The following is a 21,267-nucleotide window of genomic DNA, read 5'->3' on the forward strand; positions in this document are numbered from 1 at the left end:
CTGCCGCGTCTTCCCGCGAGGCCGAACGGGCGCTGCCTACTTCGGCTCGCGGGGAGTGATCTCCCCCATCTCGCCCCAGCCGTCCATCCCGGGAATCTCGGTGCTGACGATCTGCGGCCGGCCGGCGACCGCGTACGACATGTCCTCCATCGCGGCCTTGAAGTGCTCGGACTCCACGTGCTCCTTGCCCGCCTCGCCATCGCGGAACGCCTCGACCAGCACGAACTGATGCGGGTCCGTCACGCTCCGGGACCATTCGAAGAAGATGTTTCCCGGCTCGCGGCGCGTGGCCTGGGTGAAGTCGTCCACGAGATCGAGCCAGTTGTCGCTCTGCTCGGGGCGGACGGTGAATTTCACGGTGATGAAGATCATGAGGGGGGTCTTCCTTACCCAGATGAATGGGGTTGGGGATGAATGGGGTTGGGGGTTGGGGCCGGCGTGATGCCTTTCCGGCTCTTCCAACCGCCTTTCCACTCCGCACACGGCGGAACAATCATCATGCGGGAAGACCCCTTCACCGGCAAAATGCCTTATACCCCTGCGGCCCTGCCTGGCGCGGGTGCGGAGCGAGTACGGCGCGAGTACCGCACGAGTGCGGCGCGGGCCGATGCCAGACTGAGCCAATGGACCACCTCAATGGCGCCCCGCTCTCCCTCACCGACCTCAAGGCGCTCGCCCTGACCAACTTCGGCCATTTCACGTCACTCCGCGTCGACGAGGGGCGGGCCAAGGGGCTGTCGCTGCACCTCGATCGCCTGGTCCACGACTGCCGGACGGTCTTCGACGCGGAGCTGGACCGGGACCGGATCCGCTCCGCCATCCGCCAAGCGGCTTCCGGGCAGACCGGGTCGTGCGTGGTCCGGGTGACGGTCTTCGATCCGCAGCTGGGAGTCGCCCGTCCCGGGGCCGACGCCCGGCCGCACCTGCTGGCCACCTGCCGTCCCGTTCCCCGCTCCTGCCCGCCCCTGCGCGTCGCCACGAGGGCGTATCAGCGGGACCTGCCCGAGGTGAAACACGTCGGGCTGTTCGGGCAACTGGCCGTCCGGCGCGCCGCACAGCGCGCCGGGTTCGACGATGCGCTGTTCACGGAGCCGGGGACCGGCGCCTTCTCCGAGGGCGGCACCTGGAACGTCGGATTCATCGACGACCACGACCGTGTCATCTGGCCGCAGGCGCGCGTCCTTCCCGGAGTCACCATGCGCCTCCTCCAGGACGTATATCCGTCACTGACCCGCCCCTTCACCCCCGCCGACCTGCCGACCCTGCGCGCGGCCTTCGCCACCAACACGGCAATCGGCGTGCGCCCCCTCTCCGCCATCGACGACCTGCCCCTGGACCCCGAACACCCGGTACTCGCGGAACTCCGGCGGCGCTATGAGGGCATTCCTAGCGACGCCGTCTGATGCGGACGGGCGTGCGTGTGCGCGCCGGAGGCGGAGGGTGACGCACCGTACCCGCAACCCGGCCCGGCGCACCGTTCACCGTTCACCGATTGCCGTTGTGGTGGCCCGGTACGAAAGTGGAAAGGGGACGGGTATGTGGATCGGAGCGCATGGTGATAATTCTCGGAATCATCCTCCTCATCGTCGGGTTTCTGACGGGCATAGGAATCCTGTGGACCATCGGAATCGTGCTCGCCGTCATTGGGGCGATCCTGTGGGTCCTCGGCGCCATGGGACACGCGGTCCGTGGCCGCAGGCATTATTGGTAGGGCGTTGTCACGGCCGTTGTTTCTCCAGGAATTGCAGGACCAGGCGGTCGATCTCGGCCGCGTGAAGGAATGGGATGCCCGTGGTGTGAAAGGCCCGGGACCATGGCCGTCTCGACATACGGCAGATGGCGGCGCGCGGCCGCTCCGCGGTGGGCCGGAGGAGCAGCGGCAGAGCGCGCAGCAGATATCCGAACCGGTAGCCGGCGAAGCACTCCTTCGGTGCCCCGGAGGTGGCGACGGTCCAGCGGTTCCTGCTGGCGGTACGGGAGATCGTGGCCGGGCAGCGGGATCTGCCGTAAGTGCGCGTGTGCGCAACGGCGGTTCCGAAGCCGGCGGCCCGGCCGGCGCATCAGTGCTTCAGCGTGTCCCTGGCCTTTTCCGCCGCGTGCTTCATCTTGCCCTTGATCTTTTCGGCCCTGCCCTTCCACTGCATGTTCTCGTTGCCGAGGGCGTGGCCGAGCTTTTCCTTGGTCTTTCCTTCGGCGATCTTGCCGAAGTTCCTGGCCTTCTCTCCGATGCCCATATCGCACTCCCTAAGAGGCTTCGGTAGGACCATGGGGATTCCGGTTGAATTGTCTCACCACAACGGTCTCACCACCGCACGGGCTGCGCGCTGCGCTCAGTCGGACGGCGGCAGCAAGGTGCCCAGCGGACCGAGATCCAGATTGAGGTCTTTGAGGGAAAGGTCGTATCGGGCACAGAGTTCGATCATGCGGTCGTGGAGGATCATCAGCGTCGATCCCAGGTGTTCCTCCTGCTCCTCGGTGAGGTCTCCGCCGAGCAATCGGTCCAGCAGATCGATCAGCGCGATCTGCCGGTCCGCGAGCGGCCGGTCCGGGAGCGGTCGGTCCGGGAGCGGTCTTTCCTGAAGCGGCCGGTCCCTGAGCGGCCGGTCCGCCGCCGGGAGCCCCGCTGCCGGGCCCACCTCCGGCAGGCGCCCCTCGGCCGCCGTCATGGCGCGGCTCCCTGCGGCTGCCCGCCCTGCGACGGCTCATCGGGCGGGGACTCATCGGGCAACGGCTCATCGTGCGTGGTCGCGATGAAGGAGTACGGCGCCCAGGGGCCGGTGACGTCCACCTGGATCCCTGGGAGGCCGTCGGCGGCCCTCCGTACGGCGGCACGGAAGTCCGCGGCGTGCTCCAGCGGCACGAGATAGGCGTCGTTGACGACGTTCTCGCCGGGCCCCTGCGCGAGTTCGCCCTGCTGCGGGCGATGCTGGACCCGGTCGACCGCATGGTCACGGGCCGCGGCCTCGACGCGCTCGGCGGCCCGTTCGGCCTCCCGGTATGTGTCCTCGCGCACCCGGTGCTGCGCCCGGCGCCGGCTGAGGTAGGCGCGGCCGGGGTCCGGGGCCGGGTCGGGCTCCGGGCCCGGGGCCCGACCGGCCGGTTCGGACCGGGCTTCGGCCGTCGCGGGCATCTCGACGTAGATCTTGACGCCCCATTCCTCGTGTCCCGCCAGGGCCGACAGCCGCTCGGCGAACGCCTCCCGGCGGGCGTCGAGCATGCGCCGTACCCGGTCGTCGTCCAGATAGACGGTCGCCAGCCGGAGGGGCAGCACGGTCGTGCGCGCGGCCAGCGCCTCGATCACCCGGTGATGGGCGCGAGCGACCGATTCCAGCCAGTCCAGGTCCTCCAGGTGCGCATGCAGTGCGGCCTCCCGGAAGTCCTGGGCGGGCACCGGGCTCACCGCGACCACCACGTCATGGTCCGCTCCCCCGCGCACCAGGTGGAGCGGCGCATCCGCCACGCCGCGGAGCCCGGAGAGCACGTCGGCCAACGCTTCGTGGGCATCCCGAGCCACTCCGTAGGCGTAGGTGAGCGCATCCTGGGCGGTCGGCTCGGTCATCGCTCACCTCGTCCCTTACGGGCTCATTCCCTTCGGGCTCATTCCTTTCGCTGCCGGGTCGGCCGACGGGACGACCGTTCCTGCCTCTCCGCGGGCTCCTTGTGCCGTGTCCGGTGCACCCGCTCCCACTCCTTCCCCTGGTCGCCCTCCTCCTCGTCCTCGCCGGAATCCGGGTTGCTCTGCCCTCGGGTGTAGCGACGGGTGCGCTCATACACCACCAATGAGCCTTCCTCGTCGGGCGTCACCCGGTAGCTCGCCATCACGCGGAATCGGAGACGACATGCTGCCCGCGCCATCGTCAAGAGGCGCCATTCCATGGTATACGGCTCGTTTCAGAGCTTATCGGGATGAAGCGGGCACGCAGGGTGTACGGCAGGCACGGCGCCATGCGCGACTCCACGCCACGTCCCAGCTCCGCGTCACATCACGTCAGCGGGCGAACACAGGGCGGTGAGGCCCGCGGACAACGGCCGATCCACACCGCCTTGAACCCCGGAAGTCACGGGTAGCAGGCACCGCCGACAACGCTTTAGGAGCAGGAGCACGAGCAGGAGCAGGACAAGCAGAGCCAGCAGGACGAGCAGAAAGAGCAGGAGAAGCACCCTGATGAACGGCATTGTCACAGCAGACCGTCCCACCGCACACCGCCCCGTAGCAGGCCGCCCCGTCCTGGCGGGCATCGGCGGAGGGGGCGACCGGCTGCGGGTGGCCCGGCACGCCGCACTGCACGCGGGGCTGCACCACCGTCCACTGCACCTCCTGCATATCGCCGAACGGGCGGGCCCGGCGGGGCCGTTGGCGGATCCGGCCGAGGACACCCTCGAAGCCCTCGCATCCCTGATGCGTACGGAGTTCCCCGGCTTGACGGTATGTAGGGAAACGACGCACGGCCGGACTGCCGACGCCCTGCTGAGCCGCTCGCACGGGGCGTCGCGCCTGGTCCTCGGACATCAAGGAGGCGGCGGCCTACCCCGGCTTCCCCTGGGGTCGGTCGGCCGCCACGTGGCCGCACATGCGCCCTGTCCGGTCATCGTCATACCGCCGCGCGAAGCCCCCGAGGCTCCGGAAAATCGGGTGGTCGTCGGTGTCGACGTCTGCGACACCTCTCCCGTCTCCGACGAGGCTCTGGACCTCGCCTTCACCGAAGCCGAACTCCGGGGCGCACGACTGGAGTTGCTGCATGCCGCCTTCCACCCCGGCGAGACCCCCGTCGGCCCGGGGCTGGTGCCACCCGACTATCGGGCCCCCGACGATGCGGCCCGGCTCCTCCTGGAGGCCGAAACCGCCAAGCGACGTAACAGCCACCCCGGGTTACGGGTCCACGTACGGGTCGAGCGCGTCCGCCCCGCCACCCTCCTGCGAGAGGCCGGTCGCCGCGCCGCACTGCTGGTCGTCGGCTCCCATGGCCGCGGTGGCCTGCGGCGGCTGGTGCTGGGGTCGGTGAGCGCCGAAACCCTGCGCAGCGCGGCGTGCCCGGTGGCGGTGGTGCCGTCGGCGGCGGTCCCGTTGGCGGACGGCGGGGGCGGGCGCGGGCGCGGGTAGGCGGCCGGGGAAGCCGCCGTCATTCCTCTTCGTCCTCGTAGCGGTCTTCGTCAGCCTCGGCTTCCCCTCGGGTCAAGGAGGCCCGCCCTGCGCCCCGTCCGTCTCCACTCAGCCGAAGCTGGGCGTCACCGGCCCCGAACGGCGCGCCGCCGTCCAGTCCACGATCTGTACCGCCGCCCCGGCGGCCTCCTGCCCACGGCAACGGGCGTGATGGCGGCGTGCGATGCCGTCCAGGTCGAGGTGGGCGCCGAACGCGGGGCGCGCGGCCAGGCGGCGGGCGTACGACCACAGCCGCCGGTGGCCTGCGATGCGGTGCACCGCCGCGGCGTCCAGGTGCCAGCGGTGCACGGTGTCGAGCTGGACCAGGGCCACCCACAACTCGACGTCGGCCGAGGTGAGTTCGCCGCTCAGTACGTGGTCCCGGTCGGCCAGTCGCCGTTCGAACGAGCCCAGCGCGCCGAGCAGGGTGCCCAACGCCGTCTCGTACTCCGGGCTGTCCGCGCCCAGCCGGCCGGCGTTCTGCGCGGCCTCGTGGATGCCGTACGCACAGAGCCGGCTGATCTCCTCAAGGGCGTTGCGGGCACGGCACGGATACAGCACCGGGCCACGCTCGCCGAACCGCTCGGCCAGGTCACGCGCGATGTCGGGCGCGTGGGTGCTGACGATCCGCCCCGTCCATCCGTCGCTCAGCGCCGGCGCCGCGGCCGGTCCGGGGTACTGGTGCGAGCTGGCCTCGTACAGCGGTCGCAGCGCGGCGTATTCACCGTCCGGGCTGTCGGGGACGGCGGGCAGCAGCGTCACCGGGAGGGTGTCGCCGAGCTCCAGGAGGCTGTGGGTGATGGCGATCCGCAGGCAGTCCGGACAGGCGGGCGAGAGGTGGAGGCGGTAGCGGTGCGGCGCGGCGTAGTGGCCGCTGCGCGGGTCGCCGCCGATCCGGCCGCGGAGCGGGGGTACGGCGGTGCGGTGGGGGGTGGGAGACATGGCGGTCGCAGCAGAGGTGGCGGTCATGTGGACTCCCTGGGGTGTGGACGGGTGATGTGGGGACGGGTGAGGTGAGGACGGCGGAGGTGGCGGCGGAGGTGAGGACGCGTGGGGCGGCGTACGGCGGGCAGGTCCCGAGGGAGGGATCAGTAGGCCGGTAGGCCGCCACGCCGGCAGGGCCCGCAGAACCGACGGAAGCGGACGGGCGGTAGGGGCCGCCGTAGAGGTGGATCGACGTCACGTCGGCATCGGACCCGAGCCCACGCCGAGCCGACCCGCTACCGCCTCACGCGCATCAGGAAGCGGAACTTGCCGCGCTGCACACACGCAGAAGGTCGATGTGCCGTCGCGAGGTGAGCAGCGGAAGCGACGTCAGCGGCGGGCGCGACATCGGGAGGGGAAGCGCGGTGAGCAGGGAAAAAGGCCGGGCCGCGCGGGCCGCGCGGTCGGTGTCCGGCACCGTACGCCCCATGAATTCCCACCCGTTCACTAGGTTCCCGCCCCCGAGTGTCGAGCCGCCGTCGAACGGCGTCAAGAGCGCACACCCGACCACCCGCCCGCGCCCTTGCGGGATAATGCCCCCATGCGGATTTCAGCCAGGGCGGACTATGCGGTGCGAGCCGCGCTGCAACTCGCTGATGTCCGGGATGCGGGGCCGCTCAAGGCCGAGGCCATTGCGGACGCTCAGGAGATTCCGCACAAATTCCTCGAAGGCATCCTCAACGACATGCGCCGCGGCGGTCTCGTCCTCAGTCAGCGCGGCGGCAACGGCGGGTACCGGCTGGCCAAGCCCCCGGAGAGCATCAGCATCGCGGACGTCATCCGCGTCGTGGACGGACCGCTGGTGTCGGTACGCGGCGTACGCCCGCCGGAGCTGTCGTACAGCGGGCCGGCCGAGTCGCTGCTCCCCCTGTGGATCGCGCTGCGGGCCAACGTCCGGCAGATCCTCGACGGTGTGTCGCTGGCGGATGTCGCCGCCGCCGAGCTGCCCGCCCTGGTGTCCGCGCTGAGCGAGGACCCCGCCTCATGGACAAACCCGTGACGAACCCGTAGAGACCGGACGGCGAGGCAGGGCGCCACAGGCACGACGGAGACCTCTGCCCCCGCGACCTCGCGTCCGGATCCCGACCCCAACTGTCCACCCCTTGAACACCCCTTGCCCCTCCCGGAGTCCGCAAGCATGCTTAATCCCTATTAATCCAGTGGGAAAACTAGGGAAGCCGGGATGACCGCCGGCCCACCTCCCCCGACAGGACGGTGAACGGCGCCATGCCGAAAGAGTCCGCAGCCCGCCCCGCCCCGGCGCCGCCCACCGCGGCGGAGGACGGCATCTGGCTCCGCGTCACCCGGGAGATCGCCGATGACCTGGCCGTCGACGCGCTCGCCCGTGACCGGGCGGGCAAGCCTCCCTTCGACGAGCTCTCGCGGCTGCGCGAGGCCGGTCTGCCGGCCCGGCTGCTGCCCGCCGGCCCGCTGGGCAGGGGCAGTGACTGGCGTACGGCCTGTGCGGTCCTCCGCGAGATCGCGGCGGCCGACAGCTCCATCGCCGAAGTCCTCGCCCGCCACTACGTCCTGTCCTGGTCCCCCCGCTTCTTCGGCACCCCGGAGCGCGCGGAACGCCTCGAACTGCTCTCGGCCGAGGGGCAGTGGCTCTGGGCCGGCAGCACCGACATCCCGGAGCCGGAGCCGGCCTCCCCGACGGACGCCGATCTCACCCTCACGCCCGCCCCCGGCGGATACGTCCTCACCGGGCACAAAAGCCTGGCCACGGGCGTGACCGTCGCCGACCGCCTGGTCCTCGGCGCGCGCTGCGGCGAGACCGGCGACGCGCTGATCGTGTCCGTGGACCCGGCCCATCCCGCCGTAACGGCCGTCCCGGCGCATGACCGGCTCGGGCAGCGGCTGGCCGGAGCGGGCGACATCGGGTTCGACAACGTACGGATTCCCGGGGACCAGGTACTCGGCGCCGTCCCCCGCGACGAGCACGCCCTCTCCCCCTTCGCCTCGCTCGCCCCGTTGGCGTTGCGGCTGGCGCTGGCCCATGTCGCCCTGGGCGCCGCCGAAGGCGCACTGGCCGAGGCGCGGGATGTCAGCCGGGCCACGCCGCACGGCTGGTCCGGCGCGGCCGCGGACGACGGCGGCTACCCGGACCGTCCGGGCCGGGATCCCTATCTCCTCCTCGCCTACGGGGAGTTGGTGACCGCTGCCCACACCGCCGCGGCGGTCGTCGAACCGGCGACGGAGGCCCTGGCGAGGGGGCTGCTCCTGGGCCCGGCACTCGGCGTCGACCAGCGTGCCGATATCGCCGTACTCGTCGCCGCGGCCGAGGCCGTCACCGGCGCGTCCGCCCTCCAGATCACCACCCGCGTCATGGAGCTGGCGGGCGGCGCCGACTCCCCCACCGACGGTCCGGGCTTCGACCGGTTCTGGCGCAATGCACGCGTCCTGACCGCCCAGTGTTCCCCCACCCACAGCCTCCGCGACATCGGCGACCACTACCTGAACGGCACGGATCCGGCCCTGCCGCTGGGGATCTGAGCGGCAGGGCCGGCGTGGGCGCGCCGGTTGGTCCGGCTCCGTTCAGCCCGCCTTCTTGGCGAATTCCGTCGTGTAGGTCTTCGTCAGATCCACCGTCGCGTTCTTCAGATTCGGGTTGAAGGACTTCAGGACGCGTTCGACGGTGGCGGGCCCGTCCGCCGGCATCACGCCGTCCTTGGTGAACATCGGCAGGGTGTCCTTGATGGCCTGGGCATACAGCTGCTCACCGCCCTGGGCGTAGTCGGCGGGCATTTTGGCCGCGATCTGTTCGGGAGTGTGGGTGGACATCCACTTGAGGGTCTTCACAAAGGCGTTGGTGAGTTTCTGGACCGTCTCCTTGTGGCTGTTCACCCAGTCGGTGTTCATATAGAGGCTGGAGGAGGGGTACGGGCCGCCGAGCGCCTGCCGGGAGCCCTCGGGGGTGCGCATGTCGACGAGGACCTTGCCGAGGTTCTTGTTCACGAGCTGCGCGACGGTGGGGTCGGTCGTCATTCCGCCCTGGATGGAGCCCTGTTGGAGCGCGGAGAGGAAGGTCTGGCCCGCGCCGACCGCCACCGGGGTGAAGGAGTTCGTCGGTACGCCGTTCTTGACCGCGAGGTATTTGGTGAGGAAATCGGTGGACGAGCCGAGGCCGGTGACGCCGAGTTTCTGTCCCTTGAAGTCCTTGGGTGAGGCGAGGCTACCGGCCGCCTTGCGGGAGACGACTTCGACCTCGCCGGGGGCGTGCGCGAGCTGTACCACCGATTCCACCTGCTTGCCCTTGGCCTGAAGGTCGAGGGTGTGGTCGTAGAAGCCGACGACGCCCTGGACATCGCCGGAGACGAGGGAGGTGGTGGCCTGGACGCCGGCGGGTTCGGTGAGGAGGGTGACGTCGAGGCCCTCGTCCTTGAAGTAGCCGAGCTGCTGGGTGAGTCTGGCGGGGAGGTAGATGACCTTGTCGAGGCCGCCCACCATGATCTTGATGCCGCCGTCCTTGGCGTCGGCGCCGGCCGGGGAACCGCCGCCACAGGCGGTCAGGGTGGTGAGGGCGAGCAGCGTGGCGGCAGCGGCGGCCGACAGCTTGAGCGGGGTACGCATGGTCACGTCCTTGGGGGTCAGGGGCGGGGTCGGGGGTTCAGCGGTCGGCGGAGGTGTCGGCGGGCTTCCAGCGGAAGAGGCGCTTTTCGAGGAAGGCGAGCAGGCCCTCGGCGAGCAGGGCGACGACGGCGAGGATCGCCATGGCGGCGTAGACACCGGCCGCGTTGAACGTGCCCTGTGAGGCGGAGACCAGCAGGCCCAGGCCCTTGGTGGCGCCGATGTACTCGCCGACGATCGCGCCGATCAGGGCGAAGCCGAAGCTGACGTGCAGGCTGGTGAAGATCCAGGAGGTGGCGGAGGGGATCACCACCTGGAGGGTGACCTGGCGGTTGCTCGCGCCGAGGATCCGGGAGTTGGCGACCAGGTTGCGGTCGACCTCCCGGGCGCCCTGGAAGGCGTTGAAGAAGACCGGGAAGAAGACGAGGACGACGGCGGAGGCGACCTTGGAGGCCGGGCCGAGGCCGAACCAGATGAGGAAGATCGGCGCGAGGACGATCCTCGGCAGTGCGTTGAGGACCTTGATGTACGGGCCGAGCACATCGGCCAGGAACCGGATCCGGCCGAGGGCGATGCCCAGCACCACACCGCCGATGACGCCGATGATCCAGCCGAACAGCGCCTCGTAGAGCGTGTACCAGATCTGCTCCCACAGGGAGCCCTGGGGCGTGCCGTCGATCGCCCACTGGGTGATCTGGTCCCAGATCTTCGAGGGCATCGAGAAGTTGAACGGGTCGATGACGGCGGCGCGGGCCAGCCCTTCCCAGAGGGCGAGGAGGCCGACGAGGAGCAGGACCCGGGTGCCGTGGACGAGCAGGGTGCGGTTGCGGGCGGCGCGCGCCCTGGCCTGGGTGCGGTCGGTACGGACGGCGGCGGGGGCGCCGAGGACCACGGACTCATGCGGCATGGGTGGCGCCCCTTTCACGGGTGATCCGTACCTCTTCGCCGAGCGAGGACCAGATCTCCCGGTAGATCTCCACGAACCGGGGCTCCAGCCGGACCTCTTCGACCCGGCGCGGGCGCGGCAGGTCGATGGCGAACACCTCCTTGACGGTGGCCGGGCCGGCGGTCATCACCACCACCTTGTCGGCGAGGGCGATCGACTCCTCCAGGTCGTGGGTGACGAAGACGACCGAGGCGCCGGTGTCCGACCACAGGTCGAGGAGTTCGTCCGACATCAGCGCCCGGGTCTGGACGTCGAGGGCGGAGAACGGCTCGTCCATGAGCAGGAGTTCGGGGTCGTTGACGAAGGTCGCGGCGAGGGCGACGCGTTTGCGCTGGCCGCCGGAGAGCTGGTGCGGATAGCGGTCCTCGAAGGCCGCCAGCCCGACGCGGGCGAGCCATTCGCGCGCCCGCTCCCTGGCCCGGTCCTTGGGTACGCCGCGGAAGCGGGGCCCGGCCATCACGTTCGACAGGACGGTGCGCCAGGGGAAGACCGCGTCCTGCTGGAAGACGAAACCGGTCCGGTCGCCGATGCCGCGGACCGGCTCGCCGGCGACCAGGACGTCACCGGAGGTGGGCTCCTCCAGGCCGCTGATCAGCGTCAGGCTGGTGGATTTGCCGCATCCGGTGGGCCCGACGACGGCGACGAATTCGCCGCGTTCGACGACCAGGTCGAGATCGCGGACGGCGGTGTGCAGCGCGCCGGACGGGGTCCGGAACGCCTTGCTCGCTCCCCGCAGTTCGATCGCGGGGACGTGGTGGCTGTTCATGGGCCGGGAGGCTAGGAGCGAGGGGGCCGGCGGCGGCAGTCTTGTGGGCGCAAGCGTCTTTCTGCGCGCAAGCACTGTTGTGCTCGTTTTGCTCACGCTAGAACGACCGAAGCGTGACCGAGGGGTGGGCAACCGCTCACCGACGGCTTACGGTGCGGTCATCGCGCCGACATGCGGAAGATTCGCTTCCGCGGGGGCGCGGCGGGCCGGGACGGCGCGGTGCGGTGCGGTGGTACCGGGAGACGAGGGAGGCAGGGATGCGGATGCGTCGGCCCCGTCGGATCTTCGCGCAGGTCCTGACCGCACAGGTGGTCATCACCACGGGGGTGATGGTCCTGGCCACCGGCCTGTTCCTCGCCCCGCTCGGCGCGGAGCTGGACGACCAGGCGATGCGGCGGGCGCTGTCGATCGCCCAGACCACGGCGGCCGATCCGGATCTGGCGCGGGAGCTGGTGGCCACGGGGCCGGATCCGCGCGGGCCGGTGCAGGCGGACGCGGAGCGGATCCGTACGGCGACGAGGGCGCTGTACATCGTGGTGATGGACACCCGCGGCGTGCGCTGGTCGCATCCGAACCCCGCCGAGATCGGGCGGCATGTCTCGACCGACCCCAGCCGTCCGCTCGCCGGGCGCGAGGTCCGGCAGATCGACACCGGCACGCTGGGGCGGTCGGCCCGGGCCAAGGTGCCGCTGCGGGACGGGCGCGGGCGGATCGTGGGCGCGGTGTCGGTCGGGATCGCGTACGACAGTGTGCGCGGGCGGCTGCTCGGCAGCATCCCGGGGCTGCTGCGGTATACGGGCGCGGCGCTGGCCGTCGGCGTCCTGGCGACGCTCGCCGTCTCGCGGACCCTGCGGCGGCGTACGCACGGTGTCGCGTTCGCCGATATCTCCGCGCTGCTGGAGGAGCGCGAGGCGATGCTGCACGGCATCCGTGAGGGGGTGGTGGCCTGTGACCGGTACGGCAGGATCCGGCTGGTCAACGACGAGGCCGCCCGGCTGCTCGGCCTCGATGCGGCGACGGCCGCCGGACGGACGCCGGACGAGGTGCTGGCGCCGGGCCGGACGGCGGACGTGCTGTCGGGGCGGGTGTCCGGGGCCGATCTGCTGGCCGTCAGCGGCGGGCGGGTGCTGGTCGCCAACCGGGTGCCGACGCGGGACGACGGAGCGGTGGTGACCCTGCGCGACCGTACCGAGCTGGAGCTGCTCGGGCGCGAACTGGACAGTACCCAGGGCCTGTTGGATGCGCTGCGCGCGCAGGACCACGAGCATGCCAACCAGCTGCACACGCTGCGCGGGCTGCTGGAGCTGGGCCGGTACGAGAAGGCCGTGGCATTCGTGGCCGAGGTGGCCGGCGCCCACCGGGCGTCCGCGGAGGAGATCGCCGAGCGGGTGCACGATCCGCTGCTGTCCGCCCTGCTCGTCGGCAAGGCCGCCATCGCGGCCGAACGCGGGGTGGCGCTGCGGGTGTCGGCCGCGACGCTGCTGCCCGATGCGGTGGTCGATCCGCGCGATCTGGTGACCGTGCTGGGCAATCTTCTCGACAATGCGCTGGACGCCGTCGCGGCGCCCCGGCGGGCCGGGCCCGCCGGGCCGTTCGCCGGGCCGTTCGCCGAACCGGGTGCCGAGCCGGGTGCGGGGCCCGGTGTCGAGCCCGGTACGGGGCCGGGCACCGGGCCGCTCGCCGAGCCGTTCGTCGAGGTGGAGCTGCGGGCCGAGGGCAGCACGGCCGTCCTGCGGGTCGCGGACACCGGCCCCGGCGTGCCGCCCGCGCTGCGCGAGCGGATCTTCGCCGAGGGCTGGTCCACCAAGGCCGCCGCCTCCGCGCACCGCGGGCGGGGCATCGGCCTCGCCCTGGTGCGCCGGCTCGCCGAGCGGTACGGCGGCAGGGCCCGGGTGACCGCCCGCGCGGGCGGCGGCGCGGTCTTCACCGTCGTCCTGCCCGAGGCCCTCGCCCGGGACGGGACCGCGCACGCTCCGGGCGCCGCCGCCACGGCGGACGCCCGGCTCACGGCCGCCGGCGAACCACGCTGACCGAGGGAGGACCCATGAGTGAGCGAAGCGAGCGAAGCATCGAGAGGTGCGCGCACCTCGAAAGCGTGCGGGCCGAGCGGAGCGAGGCCGGCGCATGAGTGACGCCACCGTGATCGACGTCCTGGTCGTGGACGACGACTTCCATGTCGCCGAGATCAACGCCGCCTATGTGGCCCAGGTCCCCGGCTTCCGCGTCACGGGCCGGGCCCATACCGCCGCCCAGGCGCTGGCGGCCCTGGAGCGCACCCCTGTCGACCTGGTGCTGCTCGACCACTATCTGCCGGACGAGACCGGTCTGACCCTGGTACGGCGGCTGCGCCAGCTGGGCCACCACGCCGACGTGATCATGGTGACGGCGGCCCGCGATGTGACCACCGTGCAGGACGCCATGCGCTGCGGCGCGTTGCAGTACCTGGTCAAGCCGTTCGGCTACTCCGGGCTGCGGGCCAAGCTGGAGGGCTATGCCGCGCTGCGCCGCACCGTTGCGGGCGTCGGCGGGCGGGGCGAGGCCGGCCAGGAGCAGGTGGACCGCATCTTCGGCGCCCTGCGGACCGCCGAGGCCCCGTATACGGAGCTTCCCAAGGGCCACTCGGCGGCCACCGTGGACCTCGTCCGCCAGGTCCTCGGCGGGGCCGCCCACCCCCTGTCCGCCCACGAGGTGGCCGCCCGCGCCGGCGTCAGCCGCTCCACCGCCCAGCGCTACCTCAAACACCTCGAACGCACCGGGCACATCACCCTGACCCTGAAATACGGGGACACCGGGCGGCCGGAACACCGATACCGATGGGCGAGGGGGCGGTGACGGCGGGCCCCTGCCATACGGCCCATTTGCCACGAATTCGGAGCATCTTGACAGGAACCGGGGCACGATTTATGCACATGGTGTAGGTGGCTTGCTCTCCGTACCGGCAGGTGAGAGGGCCTGTTCAGCGGACCGTACGACGCAGCCGCCGCTGCCCCGCGTTGGCGACCGCTCCGGGAGCGGGCGGGGCCGCAAGGTGAGGAGAGGACCATGGCACGCGCAGTGGGTATTGACCTCGGTACGACGAACTCGGTGGTCAGCGTGATGGAGGGCGGTGAGCCCACCGTGATCGCCAATGCCGAAGGAGCCCGGACCACGCCGTCGGTGGTCGGGTTCGCCAAGGGCGGCGAGGTCCTGGTCGGCGAGATCGCCAAGCGTCAGGCCGTGACCAACGTCGAACGCACCGCACGGTCGGTCAAACGCCATATGGGCGACGCCCAGTGGCGGTTCCCGGAGAAGGGCGATATCGACGGCAAGCGGTACACCGCGCAGGAGATCTCCGCACGCGTGCTGCAGAAGCTCAAGCGCGACGCCGAGCAGTACCTGGGCGAGGACGTGACCGATGCCGTCGTCACCGTACCGGCGTACTTCAACGACTCCCAGCGCACCGCGACCAAGGAGGCCGGCGAGATCGCGGGCCTGAAGGTGCTGCGGATCGTCAACGAACCGACCGCCGCGGCGCTGGCGTACGGCCTGGACAAGGAACACGACCAGACGATTCTGGTCTTCGACCTCGGCGGCGGCACCTTCGACGTCTCGCTGCTGGAGATCGGCGACGGCGTCGTCGAGGTGAAGGCCACCAACGGCGACACCCACCTCGGCGGCGACGACTGGGACCAGCGCGTCGTGGACCATCTGGCCAAGCAGTTCAAGAACGCCTACGGGATCGATCTGGCCCAGGACAAGATGGCCACCCAACGGCTGCGCGAGGCCGCCGAGAAGGCGAAGATCGAACTGTCGGCGGCGACCGAGACCACGATCAATCTGCCCTATCTGAGCGCCTCGCCGGACGGGCCGCTGCACATGGACGAAAAGCTGACGCGGGCCCAGTTCGAGCAGCTGACCAGCGATCTTCTGGACCGGTGCAAGGCGCCGTTCCACAACGCCGTCAAGGATGCGGGGATCAAGGTCTCCGACATCCACAATGTGATCCTGGTCGGCGGCTCGACCCGGATGCCGGCGGTGACCGAGCTGGTCAAGGAACTGACCGGCAAGGACCCGCACAAGGGCGTCAACCCCGACGAGGTCGTCGCGATCGGTGCCACGCTCCAGGCGGGTGTGCTCAAGGGCGAGGTCAAGGACGTCCTCCTGCTGGACGTCACCCCGCTGTCCCTCGGTATCGAGACCAAGGGCGGCATCATGACCAAGCTGATCGAGCGCAACACCACCATTCCCACCAAGCGGTCGGAGATCTTCACCACCGCCGAGGACAACCAGCCGTCGGTGCAGATCCAGGTGTTCCAGGGCGAGCGCGAGATCGCGGCGTACAACAAGAAGCTCGGGATGTTCGAGCTGACCGGTCTGCCGCCGGCCCCGCGCGGTGTCCCGCAGATCGAGGTGTCCTTCGACATCGACGCCAACGGCATCATGCACGTCACGGCCAAGGACCTCGGCACGGGCAAGGAGCAGAAGATGACCGTCACCGGCGGCTCCTCGCTGCCGAAGGACGACATCGACCGGATGGTCCACGAGGCCGAGAAGCACGCCGAGGAGGACCGCCGGCGGCGGGAGGGCGCGGAGACCCGCAACCAGGCCGAGCAGCTGGTCTACCAGACCGAGAAATTCCTCAAGGACAACGAGGACAAGGTCCCGGCCGAGACGAAGACCGAGGTCGAGGCGGCGGCCGGGGAGCTGAAGGAGAAGCTCAAGGGCGAGTCCGCCGAGGGCGACAACACGGCCGAGATCCGCACCGCCACGGAGAAGCTCGCGGCCGTCAGCCAGAAACTCGGCCAGGCGATGTACGCCGAGGCCCAGGCCGCACAGGCCGCCGGCGGTGCCGAGGGCGCCGCTGCCGGTGAGCAGGCCAAGGCCGAGGACGATGTCGTCGACGCGGAGATCGTCGACGACGACCGGGAGGGGGGAAGCGGACGATGACCCGCCGGACCGACCCCCCGACCGGCATCCGGGGCCTGCCCCGCCCACCGCTGTCGCTCGTCCCGGACCGGCCGGACGACAGTCCCGCCGTCCTCCCGGCGCGCACGCCCCAGGGCAGGAAGAGCGGCGATACGGACCGCGTCGCGCCCCCGGGCCGCGAGCCCGCCGCCGTGCAGTCGGTGTCACCGAACGCCGCGCTCCGCGCCGAGCTGCACGAGCGCACCGCCGATCTGCAACGGGTGAAGGCCGAGTACGACAACTACCGCAAGCGGGTGCGCCGCGACCGCCGGGCGGTCGGGGAGATCGCCGTCGCCAATGTGCTGGAGCGGCTGCTGCCCGTGCTCGATGCCGTCGCCGAGGCGGCCGAGCAGGGCGAGCTGACGGGCGGATTCCGCCGCGTGGCGGAGGCGCTGGAGGCGGAACTGGCGGCCCTGGGGCTGGAGTCCGTCGGCAGGCCTGGGGCGCCCTTCGACCCGACCCTCCACGAGGCCGTCACGTATACGCCCGCCGACGGCGGCGGGGGCGGTCCCGCCGCGGTCCCGGCCCCGGACCGCGCCGTTTGCGGGGAGGTCATCCGGCCGGGGTACCGGGTCGGCGACCGGCTGCTGCGGCCCGCGCAGGTGGCGGTGAGGGACGAGCCGATGTCCGACGCGCCTCGCTCAGGGTGACCGGATGATCAGGGAAGGCGGGTAGCCGAACCACTCCGAGCAGACGGATCGCTCCGAGCAGACGGATCGCTCCGATTAGACGGATTGCTCCGAGTGGACGCGCCGCTCACCGCTCGTGTTCCACCAGCGTCTTGAACTGCTGGAGATCGCTGCGCAGCCCCCGCTCGATCGCGGCGGCCTGGGCGAACCCCTTCGGCCCGCCGAAATCGTCCTTGATGGTGCCCGGGTCGTATTCGAACCGGGCCTGGACGCGGGTGTGCTCGCGGTCGATCGGCAGCAGCGAAACGGAACCGGCCAGGTCAGGGCCGCCCGTGGTCTGCCATGACATGACCTTCTCCGTGGTGCGGTCGGTGATCTCGAGGTCGAGTTCCCTGGTCCGGCCGCCCGCCTCGAGATCCAGATGGGTCCGTTTGCCCTCCAGATGGGCCTCGCGCACACCGGCCACGTACTGCGGAATGCTGTCCACCCGGTGCAGGCAGTCCCAGGTCTTGTCGACGGGAGCGCCGATGTCTACGTGTTCTTCGAGCGTGCTCATCAGGCACCTCACAGCTCGGTTCACGGCTTCGGATGATGTCTCCAGGGTGCTCCGGGCGGACGGCGGAGGCGACCCGGGCGCGGCACCGCCCGCCCGGCGCCTGCGGGCGGGCGGGCGGCCGCTCAGCCGACGTGGACGCGCGGCCGCCGCGCCCGGTCGGGCTCCGCCTCGCGCAGCACCTCGCGGGTGACGGGTGCGACTTCGCCCTGGCCGAAGAGGAAGAAGCGCAGGAACTGGGCGAAGGGGTTGCCCTCGGTCCATTCGAAGTAGATGTGCGGCCGCTGTCCGGTGAGGTCCCGTACGTGCAGCAGCAGCGCGGCCAGCGCGTTGGAGATGGTGGAGCTGTCGAGGCAGAGCACCCGGTAGCGGCCGTGCAGGACCTCGCCGCGGACGCGCAGCTCGCTCTCGAACTCCGACGGGTCGCCGACCGTGACCTCGACGAAGATGAGGTCGTCCTCGGAGGGAATGTCGTTGTCGCTGCGGATCTGCTGGAGCTTGTCGCAGTACTCGGCCACATCGCGCTGGTCGGGTTCGTTGGCGATGAGGCGGATGCCGCGCCGGGCGGCGTCGCGGAGGAACCGTTCGGCGGTCTCGTCGAGGACCACGCTGGTCACCCGCAGCTCGAAGGCGCGGGCGACGCGGGAGAGGAACGACACCAGGATGATCCCGGCGATGAAGCAGGCACCGATCTTGACACCGTCCGGCCGCTCGATGACGTTGACGACCGTGGTGTAGAGGAACACCGCCGAGATCACGGCGAAGCCGATCGTCCAGCCGCGCTGGCGGGCCCGGTGTGCGGCGATGGTCACGGCGATCGCGGCGGAGCTGATCAGGACGAGCACACCGGTGGCGTAGGCGCCGCCCTGCGCGTCGACATCGGCGTTGAAGAGCCATGTCACCAGGAACGCGACCAGCGTGAACACCAGTACCATCGGGCGGACCGCCCGCGCCCAGTGCGGGGCCATGCCGTAGCGCGGCAGATACTGCGGCATGAGATTGAGCAGCCCGGCCATCGCCGAGGCACCGGCGAACCACAGGATCGCGATGGTGGAGACGTCGTAGACGGTGCCGAAGGCGTTGCCCAGGTACTCGTGCGCGAGGAAGGCCAGTGCGCGGCCGTTGGCCTGACCGCCCGGCTTGAAGTCATCGGCCGGGATCAGCAGCGTCGTCACGAAGCTGGTGAGGATCAGGAAGACGCTCATGATCACGGCGGCCGTGGTGAGCAGCTTCTTCGTGCCACGGATGCGGCCGGTGGGACGCTGCTCGGTGTCGTCGGCGTCGCCCTCGACATGCGGCATGACCGCCACGCCGGTCTCGAAACCCGACATGCCCAGCGCCAGCTTGGGGAAGACCAGCAGGGCCACGCCGACCATGGCGACGATGTTGCCGTGCTGGACGGTCAGGGCCTGGGACCAGTCGGTGACGACATGCGGCGCCTGGGCAACGTGCCACAGTCCGACGGCGACCACCACGACGTTGAGGCCGATGTAGAGGCCCACCAGGACCACTGCGACGCCGACCGCCTCCAGGAAGCCCTTCATGAAGACCGCGCCGAGCAGGGCGACCAGGATCAGGGTGACGATCATCTGCTGGTTGTGCAGGACACCGGTCAGATGCGGGTTCTCCACGAGGTGGGTGGAGGCGTCGGCGGCCGACAGGGTGATGGTGATCAGGAAGTCGGTGGCGGCAAAGCCCAACAGGGTCAGGACGAACAGCTTGCCCTTCCAGAACGACAGCAGCCGCTCCAGCATCGCGATCGAACCCTGTCCGCGCGGACTCTCCTCCGCCACCCGCCGGTAGACCGGCAGCGCACCGGCCAGCGTGACGATGACCAGGACGATGGTCGCGACGGGTGACAGCAGACCGGCGGCGAGGGCCGCGATACCCGGCTGGTACCCGAGGGTGGAGAAGTAGTCGACGCCGGTCAGGCACATCACCCGCCACCACCGCTGCCCCTTGTGGGCGGGCTCCTGCTGGGGCTGCCCGCCCTGCTGGTGCTTGGCCATGTCGGCCAGGCCCTCCAGCATCCATGCCCGCATCCGTTGTCGCGCCGAGGCCCTGGGGGCAGCCTCGGCGGGGGCGGGGGTGGCCATGGGTGTGCTCCTTGTCGTGTGTGCGAAGGCTCTCGCGTATGTGCGAAGACTCTCGGCCATCGGCGAGAGGGACCGGTTCAGCGTACGCAGCCGGGCCGGCGGGGTGTGCGGCGGCATGCCGTCCGGGCGTTCGGGGCTCCGACGGACCGACGGTCGGGGCTTTCACGGTCCCCGACAGGCGCTCCGGCCGGGCGTTCGCGGTCCCCGAAGCACCCGCTGTCAGGACATTCGGGATCCCCGACAGGCCCTCCGGCGGGGCACTTTGGGGCCCGCCGCCGGGAGTGCCCGGGGCCCTGCGTACGATCTTGGTCCCCGCCACGCCCCGGCCCCGCCGCGTCCCCGCACGCGTACCCCGAAGGGAACTCCCGACGTGACGTCCCCCTCCCCCGCACCCACCCGCACCCGCGTCGTCGTCATCGGCGCCGGTCCCGCCGGGCTCACCGTGGCGAATCTGCTGCGCGGCGCCGGGGTCGACTGCGTCGTACTGGAGGCGGAGAGCCGCGAGTTCATCGAGCGGCGGCCGCGCGCCGGGTTCATCGAGGAGTGGGCAGTCCGCGCGCTGGCCCGTCACGGCCTCGCCGACCGGTTGCTCGAACGGGCCGAGACCCAGGCGCAGTTCGAGTTCCGCTTCGCCGGGGAGCGGCATCTGATGCGTACCGCGGAACTGTCGGGCAGCCGGCATTTCGTCTATCCGCAGCCGCTGTTGGTGACCGATCTGGTCGCGGCCTACGCGGACGCCGCGGGCGGCGACATCCGCTTCGGCGTACGGGAGGTGCGGCTGCACGACGTGGACGGCGAGCGGCCCGCGGTGTCCTACCGCGATCCGGTCACCGGCGAGCGGCAGCGCATCGAGTGCGAGCTGATCGCGGGGTGCGACGGGGCGCGCGGGGTGAGCCGGGCGTCGATACCCGCCGGCCGGACGGTCCTGACCCGGCACGACCACGGGGTGGCCTGGCTCGCGCTGCTCGCCGAGGCGCCGCCGTCCGCGGAGGGCGTGGTCTTCGGCATCCACGAGAGCGGGCTGGGCGCCCATATGGCCCGTAGCCCCGAGATCACCCGCTACTACCTCCAGGTCGAGCCCGGCGAGCGGGCCGAGAGCTGGTCGGACGCGCGCATCTGGGACGCGCTGCGCACCCGGCTCGCGGCCGCCGGTGCCCCGCCGCTGACCGAGGGGCCGCTGGTGGAGAAGGTGGTCCTGGACATGCACAACTACGTGGTCGAGCCGATGACGTACGGCCGGCTCCATCTGGCCGGGGACTCGGCACATCTGGTCGCGCCGATCGCGGCGAAGGGCATGAATCTTGCGATCAATGACGCGCTGCTGCTCGCGCAGGCGCTGATCGCGCACTTTCAGGGGGACGGCAGCGGCCTCGCCGAGTATTCGCAGGCGTGTCTGCGGCGCGCGTGGCAGTACCTGGAGTTCTCGCAGTGGCTGTCGGAGGTGCTGCACGGCGCCTCGTCGGGCGACCGCTTCCGGGCGGGCACGGCCGCGGCGCGGCTGCGGCGGCTGCTGGGCTCGCGCTCGGCGGCGGAGGCGTTCGCCGGGCTGTACATCGGCGAGGAAGCGGATCTCTGAGCGGCGGCCAGGCGCGGCGGGGCAGGGCGGCGGAGCAGGGGCGGGCCCGTTTGCCCGCCGTAG

At 71.0% G+C, this 21,267-nt stretch carries 21 protein-coding genes; 10 read left to right on the forward strand and 11 right to left on the reverse strand.

Translation table 11 applies throughout. The features are described 5' to 3' along the window. Positions 1–36: 36 nt before the first annotated feature. Positions 37–372 (reverse strand): putative quinol monooxygenase, encoded by a 336-nt coding sequence (locus SNA_RS22670; protein WP_030071270.1) that lies wholly within the window; start codon positions 370–372, stop codon positions 37–39. A gap of 251 nt (positions 373–623) precedes the next feature. Here SNA_RS22670 and SNA_RS22675 point away from each other — a divergent pair, with 251 nt between their 5' ends. After that, positions 624–1,403, forward strand: a complete 780-nt coding sequence (locus tag SNA_RS22675; protein ID WP_030071269.1) for an aminotransferase class IV family protein — start codon at positions 624–626, stop codon at positions 1,401–1,403. Positions 1,404–1,555: 152 nt separating this feature from the next. Further along, complete coding sequence (locus SNA_RS42655; protein WP_241779797.1) at positions 1,556–1,711, forward strand: DUF6131 family protein; 156 nt, start codon at positions 1,556–1,558, stop codon at positions 1,709–1,711. A gap of 349 nt (positions 1,712–2,060) precedes the next feature. On the opposite strand, the gene SNA_RS40255 is transcribed toward SNA_RS42655, so the two are convergent. From SNA_RS40255 to gvpO, 4 genes are all read right to left on the reverse strand, one after another. Further along, entirely contained in the window at positions 2,061–2,234 is a 174-nt protein-coding gene (locus SNA_RS40255; protein ID WP_078970105.1) for a CsbD family protein, read from the reverse strand. Between the two features lie 96 nt (positions 2,235–2,330). Continuing rightward, positions 2,331–2,666, reverse strand: a complete 336-nt coding sequence (gene gvpK, locus SNA_RS44210) for a gas vesicle protein GvpK (protein ID WP_052808963.1) — start codon at positions 2,664–2,666, stop codon at positions 2,331–2,333. Then, positions 2,663–3,559 carry a GvpL/GvpF family gas vesicle protein gene (locus SNA_RS22685; protein WP_044366400.1) on the reverse strand — a complete coding sequence of 299 codons (897 nt, stop codon included), beginning with the start codon at positions 3,557–3,559 and terminating at the stop codon, positions 2,663–2,665. Before SNA_RS22685 ends, gvpK begins: the two co-directional genes overlap by 4 nt. Positions 3,560–3,597: 38 nt before the next feature. Continuing rightward, positions 3,598–3,819: a gas vesicle protein GvpO gene (gene gvpO, locus SNA_RS44215; RefSeq protein ID WP_241779785.1), complete on the reverse strand. Its 222-nt coding sequence runs from the start codon at positions 3,817–3,819 to the stop codon at positions 3,598–3,600. Positions 3,820–4,165: 346 nt separating this feature from the next. Here gvpO and SNA_RS22700 point away from each other — a divergent pair, with 346 nt between their 5' ends. Beyond that, positions 4,166–5,101, forward strand: a complete 936-nt coding sequence (locus SNA_RS22700; protein WP_044366402.1) for a universal stress protein — start codon at positions 4,166–4,168, stop codon at positions 5,099–5,101. A gap of 108 nt (positions 5,102–5,209) precedes the next feature. On the opposite strand, the gene SNA_RS22705 is transcribed toward SNA_RS22700, so the two are convergent. After that, on the reverse strand, positions 5,210–6,109 hold the full coding sequence (locus tag SNA_RS22705; protein WP_063894099.1) for a glutathione S-transferase C-terminal domain-containing protein: 900 nt from the start codon (positions 6,107–6,109) through the stop codon (positions 5,210–5,212). Positions 6,110–6,665: 556 nt separating this feature from the next. Between SNA_RS22705 and SNA_RS22710 the strand changes: the two genes are divergently transcribed. Next, entirely contained in the window at positions 6,666–7,124 is a 459-nt protein-coding gene (locus tag SNA_RS22710; RefSeq protein ID WP_030071256.1) for an RrF2 family transcriptional regulator, read from the forward strand. 227 nt (positions 7,125–7,351) lie between these two features. Next, positions 7,352–8,620, forward strand: a complete 1,269-nt coding sequence (locus SNA_RS22715; RefSeq protein ID WP_044366404.1) for an acyl-CoA dehydrogenase family protein — start codon at positions 7,352–7,354, stop codon at positions 8,618–8,620. Between the two features lie 42 nt (positions 8,621–8,662). Here the strand turns inward: SNA_RS22715 and SNA_RS22720 are convergent, their stop codons facing one another. From SNA_RS22720 to SNA_RS22730, 3 genes are read right to left on the reverse strand one after another with little or no spacing between them, the layout of a single operon-like run. Then, on the reverse strand, positions 8,663–9,697 hold the full coding sequence (locus SNA_RS22720; RefSeq protein ID WP_030071254.1) for an ABC transporter substrate-binding protein: 1,035 nt from the start codon (positions 9,695–9,697) through the stop codon (positions 8,663–8,665). A 37-nt stretch (positions 9,698–9,734) separates the two neighbouring features. Next, the gene (locus SNA_RS22725) at positions 9,735–10,601 is read right to left on the reverse strand and encodes an ABC transporter permease (RefSeq protein ID WP_030071252.1); all 867 of its coding nucleotides are present in this window, start codon (positions 10,599–10,601) and stop codon (positions 9,735–9,737) included. Then, complete coding sequence (locus SNA_RS22730) at positions 10,591–11,406, reverse strand: ABC transporter ATP-binding protein (protein ID WP_030071248.1); 816 nt, start codon at positions 11,404–11,406, stop codon at positions 10,591–10,593. Before SNA_RS22730 ends, SNA_RS22725 begins: the two co-directional genes overlap by 11 nt. Positions 11,407–11,663: 257 nt before the next feature. On the opposite strand from SNA_RS22730, the gene SNA_RS22735 reads away from it, so the two are divergent. The 4 genes from SNA_RS22735 to grpE all read left to right on the forward strand — a co-directional run bounded on the left by SNA_RS22735 (position 11,664) and on the right by grpE (position 17,000). Beyond that, complete coding sequence (locus SNA_RS22735; RefSeq protein WP_044366407.1) at positions 11,664–13,436, forward strand: sensor histidine kinase; 1,773 nt, start codon at positions 11,664–11,666, stop codon at positions 13,434–13,436. Between the two features lie 109 nt (positions 13,437–13,545). Next, positions 13,546–14,238, forward strand: coding sequence for a response regulator (locus SNA_RS22740; protein WP_030071242.1), 693 nt, complete (start codon positions 13,546–13,548; stop codon positions 14,236–14,238). 210 nt (positions 14,239–14,448) lie between these two features. Continuing rightward, entirely contained in the window at positions 14,449–16,332 is a 1,884-nt protein-coding gene (gene dnaK / locus SNA_RS22745) for a molecular chaperone DnaK (protein ID WP_044366409.1), read from the forward strand. Beyond that, entirely contained in the window at positions 16,329–17,000 is a 672-nt protein-coding gene (gene grpE / locus SNA_RS22750) for a nucleotide exchange factor GrpE (RefSeq protein WP_044366412.1), read from the forward strand. The genes dnaK and grpE overlap by 4 nt, the downstream gene beginning before the upstream one ends. Positions 17,001–17,106: 106 nt before the next feature. On the opposite strand, the gene SNA_RS22755 is transcribed toward grpE, so the two are convergent. Continuing rightward, positions 17,107–17,535 (reverse strand): SRPBCC family protein, encoded by a 429-nt coding sequence (locus SNA_RS22755; protein WP_030074063.1) that lies wholly within the window; start codon positions 17,533–17,535, stop codon positions 17,107–17,109. A gap of 122 nt (positions 17,536–17,657) precedes the next feature. After that, positions 17,658–19,628: an APC family permease gene (locus tag SNA_RS22760; RefSeq protein WP_044366414.1), complete on the reverse strand. Its 1,971-nt coding sequence runs from the start codon at positions 19,626–19,628 to the stop codon at positions 17,658–17,660. Between the two features lie 370 nt (positions 19,629–19,998). Here SNA_RS22760 and SNA_RS22765 point away from each other — a divergent pair, with 370 nt between their 5' ends. After that, positions 19,999–21,204: a 4-hydroxybenzoate 3-monooxygenase gene (locus SNA_RS22765; RefSeq protein WP_030069511.1), complete on the forward strand. Its 1,206-nt coding sequence runs from the start codon at positions 19,999–20,001 to the stop codon at positions 21,202–21,204. The last annotated feature ends 63 nt before the right edge of the window (positions 21,205–21,267 follow it).

This window comes from Streptomyces natalensis ATCC 27448 (genome assembly GCF_000935125.1).
Lineage (GTDB): Bacteria > Actinomycetota > Actinomycetes > Streptomycetales > Streptomycetaceae > Streptomyces > Streptomyces natalensis.

What these genes read in the sequence shown, in the direction of transcription:
- SNA_RS22670 (WP_030071270.1), bottom strand. Translation starts at nt 372, where the DNA reads ATGATCTTCATCACCGTGAAATTCACCGTCCGCCCCGAGCAGAGCGAC.
- SNA_RS22675 (WP_030071269.1), top strand. Translation starts at nt 624, where the DNA reads ATGGACCACCTCAATGGCGCCCCGCTCTCCCTCACCGACCTCAAGGCG.
- SNA_RS40255 (WP_078970105.1), bottom strand. Translation starts at nt 2,234, where the DNA reads ATGGGCATCGGAGAGAAGGCCAGGAACTTCGGCAAGATCGCCGAAGGA.
- gvpK (WP_052808963.1), bottom strand. Translation starts at nt 2,666, where the DNA reads ATGACGGCGGCCGAGGGGCGCCTGCCGGAGGTGGGCCCGGCAGCGGGG.
- SNA_RS22685 (WP_044366400.1), bottom strand. Translation starts at nt 3,559, where the DNA reads ATGACCGAGCCGACCGCCCAGGATGCGCTCACCTACGCCTACGGAGTG.
- gvpO (WP_241779785.1), bottom strand. Translation starts at nt 3,819, where the DNA reads ATGGCGAGCTACCGGGTGACGCCCGACGAGGAAGGCTCATTGGTGGTG.
- SNA_RS22700 (WP_044366402.1), top strand. Translation starts at nt 4,166, where the DNA reads ATGAACGGCATTGTCACAGCAGACCGTCCCACCGCACACCGCCCCGTA.
- SNA_RS22705 (WP_063894099.1), bottom strand. Translation starts at nt 6,109, where the DNA reads ATGACCGCCACCTCTGCTGCGACCGCCATGTCTCCCACCCCCCACCGC.
- SNA_RS22710 (WP_030071256.1), top strand. Translation starts at nt 6,666, where the DNA reads ATGCGGATTTCAGCCAGGGCGGACTATGCGGTGCGAGCCGCGCTGCAA.
- SNA_RS22715 (WP_044366404.1), top strand. Translation starts at nt 7,352, where the DNA reads ATGCCGAAAGAGTCCGCAGCCCGCCCCGCCCCGGCGCCGCCCACCGCG.
- SNA_RS22720 (WP_030071254.1), bottom strand. Translation starts at nt 9,697, where the DNA reads ATGCGTACCCCGCTCAAGCTGTCGGCCGCCGCTGCCGCCACGCTGCTC.
- SNA_RS22725 (WP_030071252.1), bottom strand. Translation starts at nt 10,601, where the DNA reads ATGCCGCATGAGTCCGTGGTCCTCGGCGCCCCCGCCGCCGTCCGTACC.
- SNA_RS22730 (WP_030071248.1), bottom strand. Translation starts at nt 11,406, where the DNA reads ATGAACAGCCACCACGTCCCCGCGATCGAACTGCGGGGAGCGAGCAAG.
- SNA_RS22735 (WP_044366407.1), top strand. Translation starts at nt 11,664, where the DNA reads ATGCGGATGCGTCGGCCCCGTCGGATCTTCGCGCAGGTCCTGACCGCA.
- dnaK (WP_044366409.1), top strand. Translation starts at nt 14,449, where the DNA reads ATGGCACGCGCAGTGGGTATTGACCTCGGTACGACGAACTCGGTGGTC.
- grpE (WP_044366412.1), top strand. Translation starts at nt 16,329, where the DNA reads ATGACCCGCCGGACCGACCCCCCGACCGGCATCCGGGGCCTGCCCCGC.
- SNA_RS22755 (WP_030074063.1), bottom strand. Translation starts at nt 17,535, where the DNA reads ATGAGCACGCTCGAAGAACACGTAGACATCGGCGCTCCCGTCGACAAG.
- SNA_RS22760 (WP_044366414.1), bottom strand. Translation starts at nt 19,628, where the DNA reads ATGGCCACCCCCGCCCCCGCCGAGGCTGCCCCCAGGGCCTCGGCGCGA.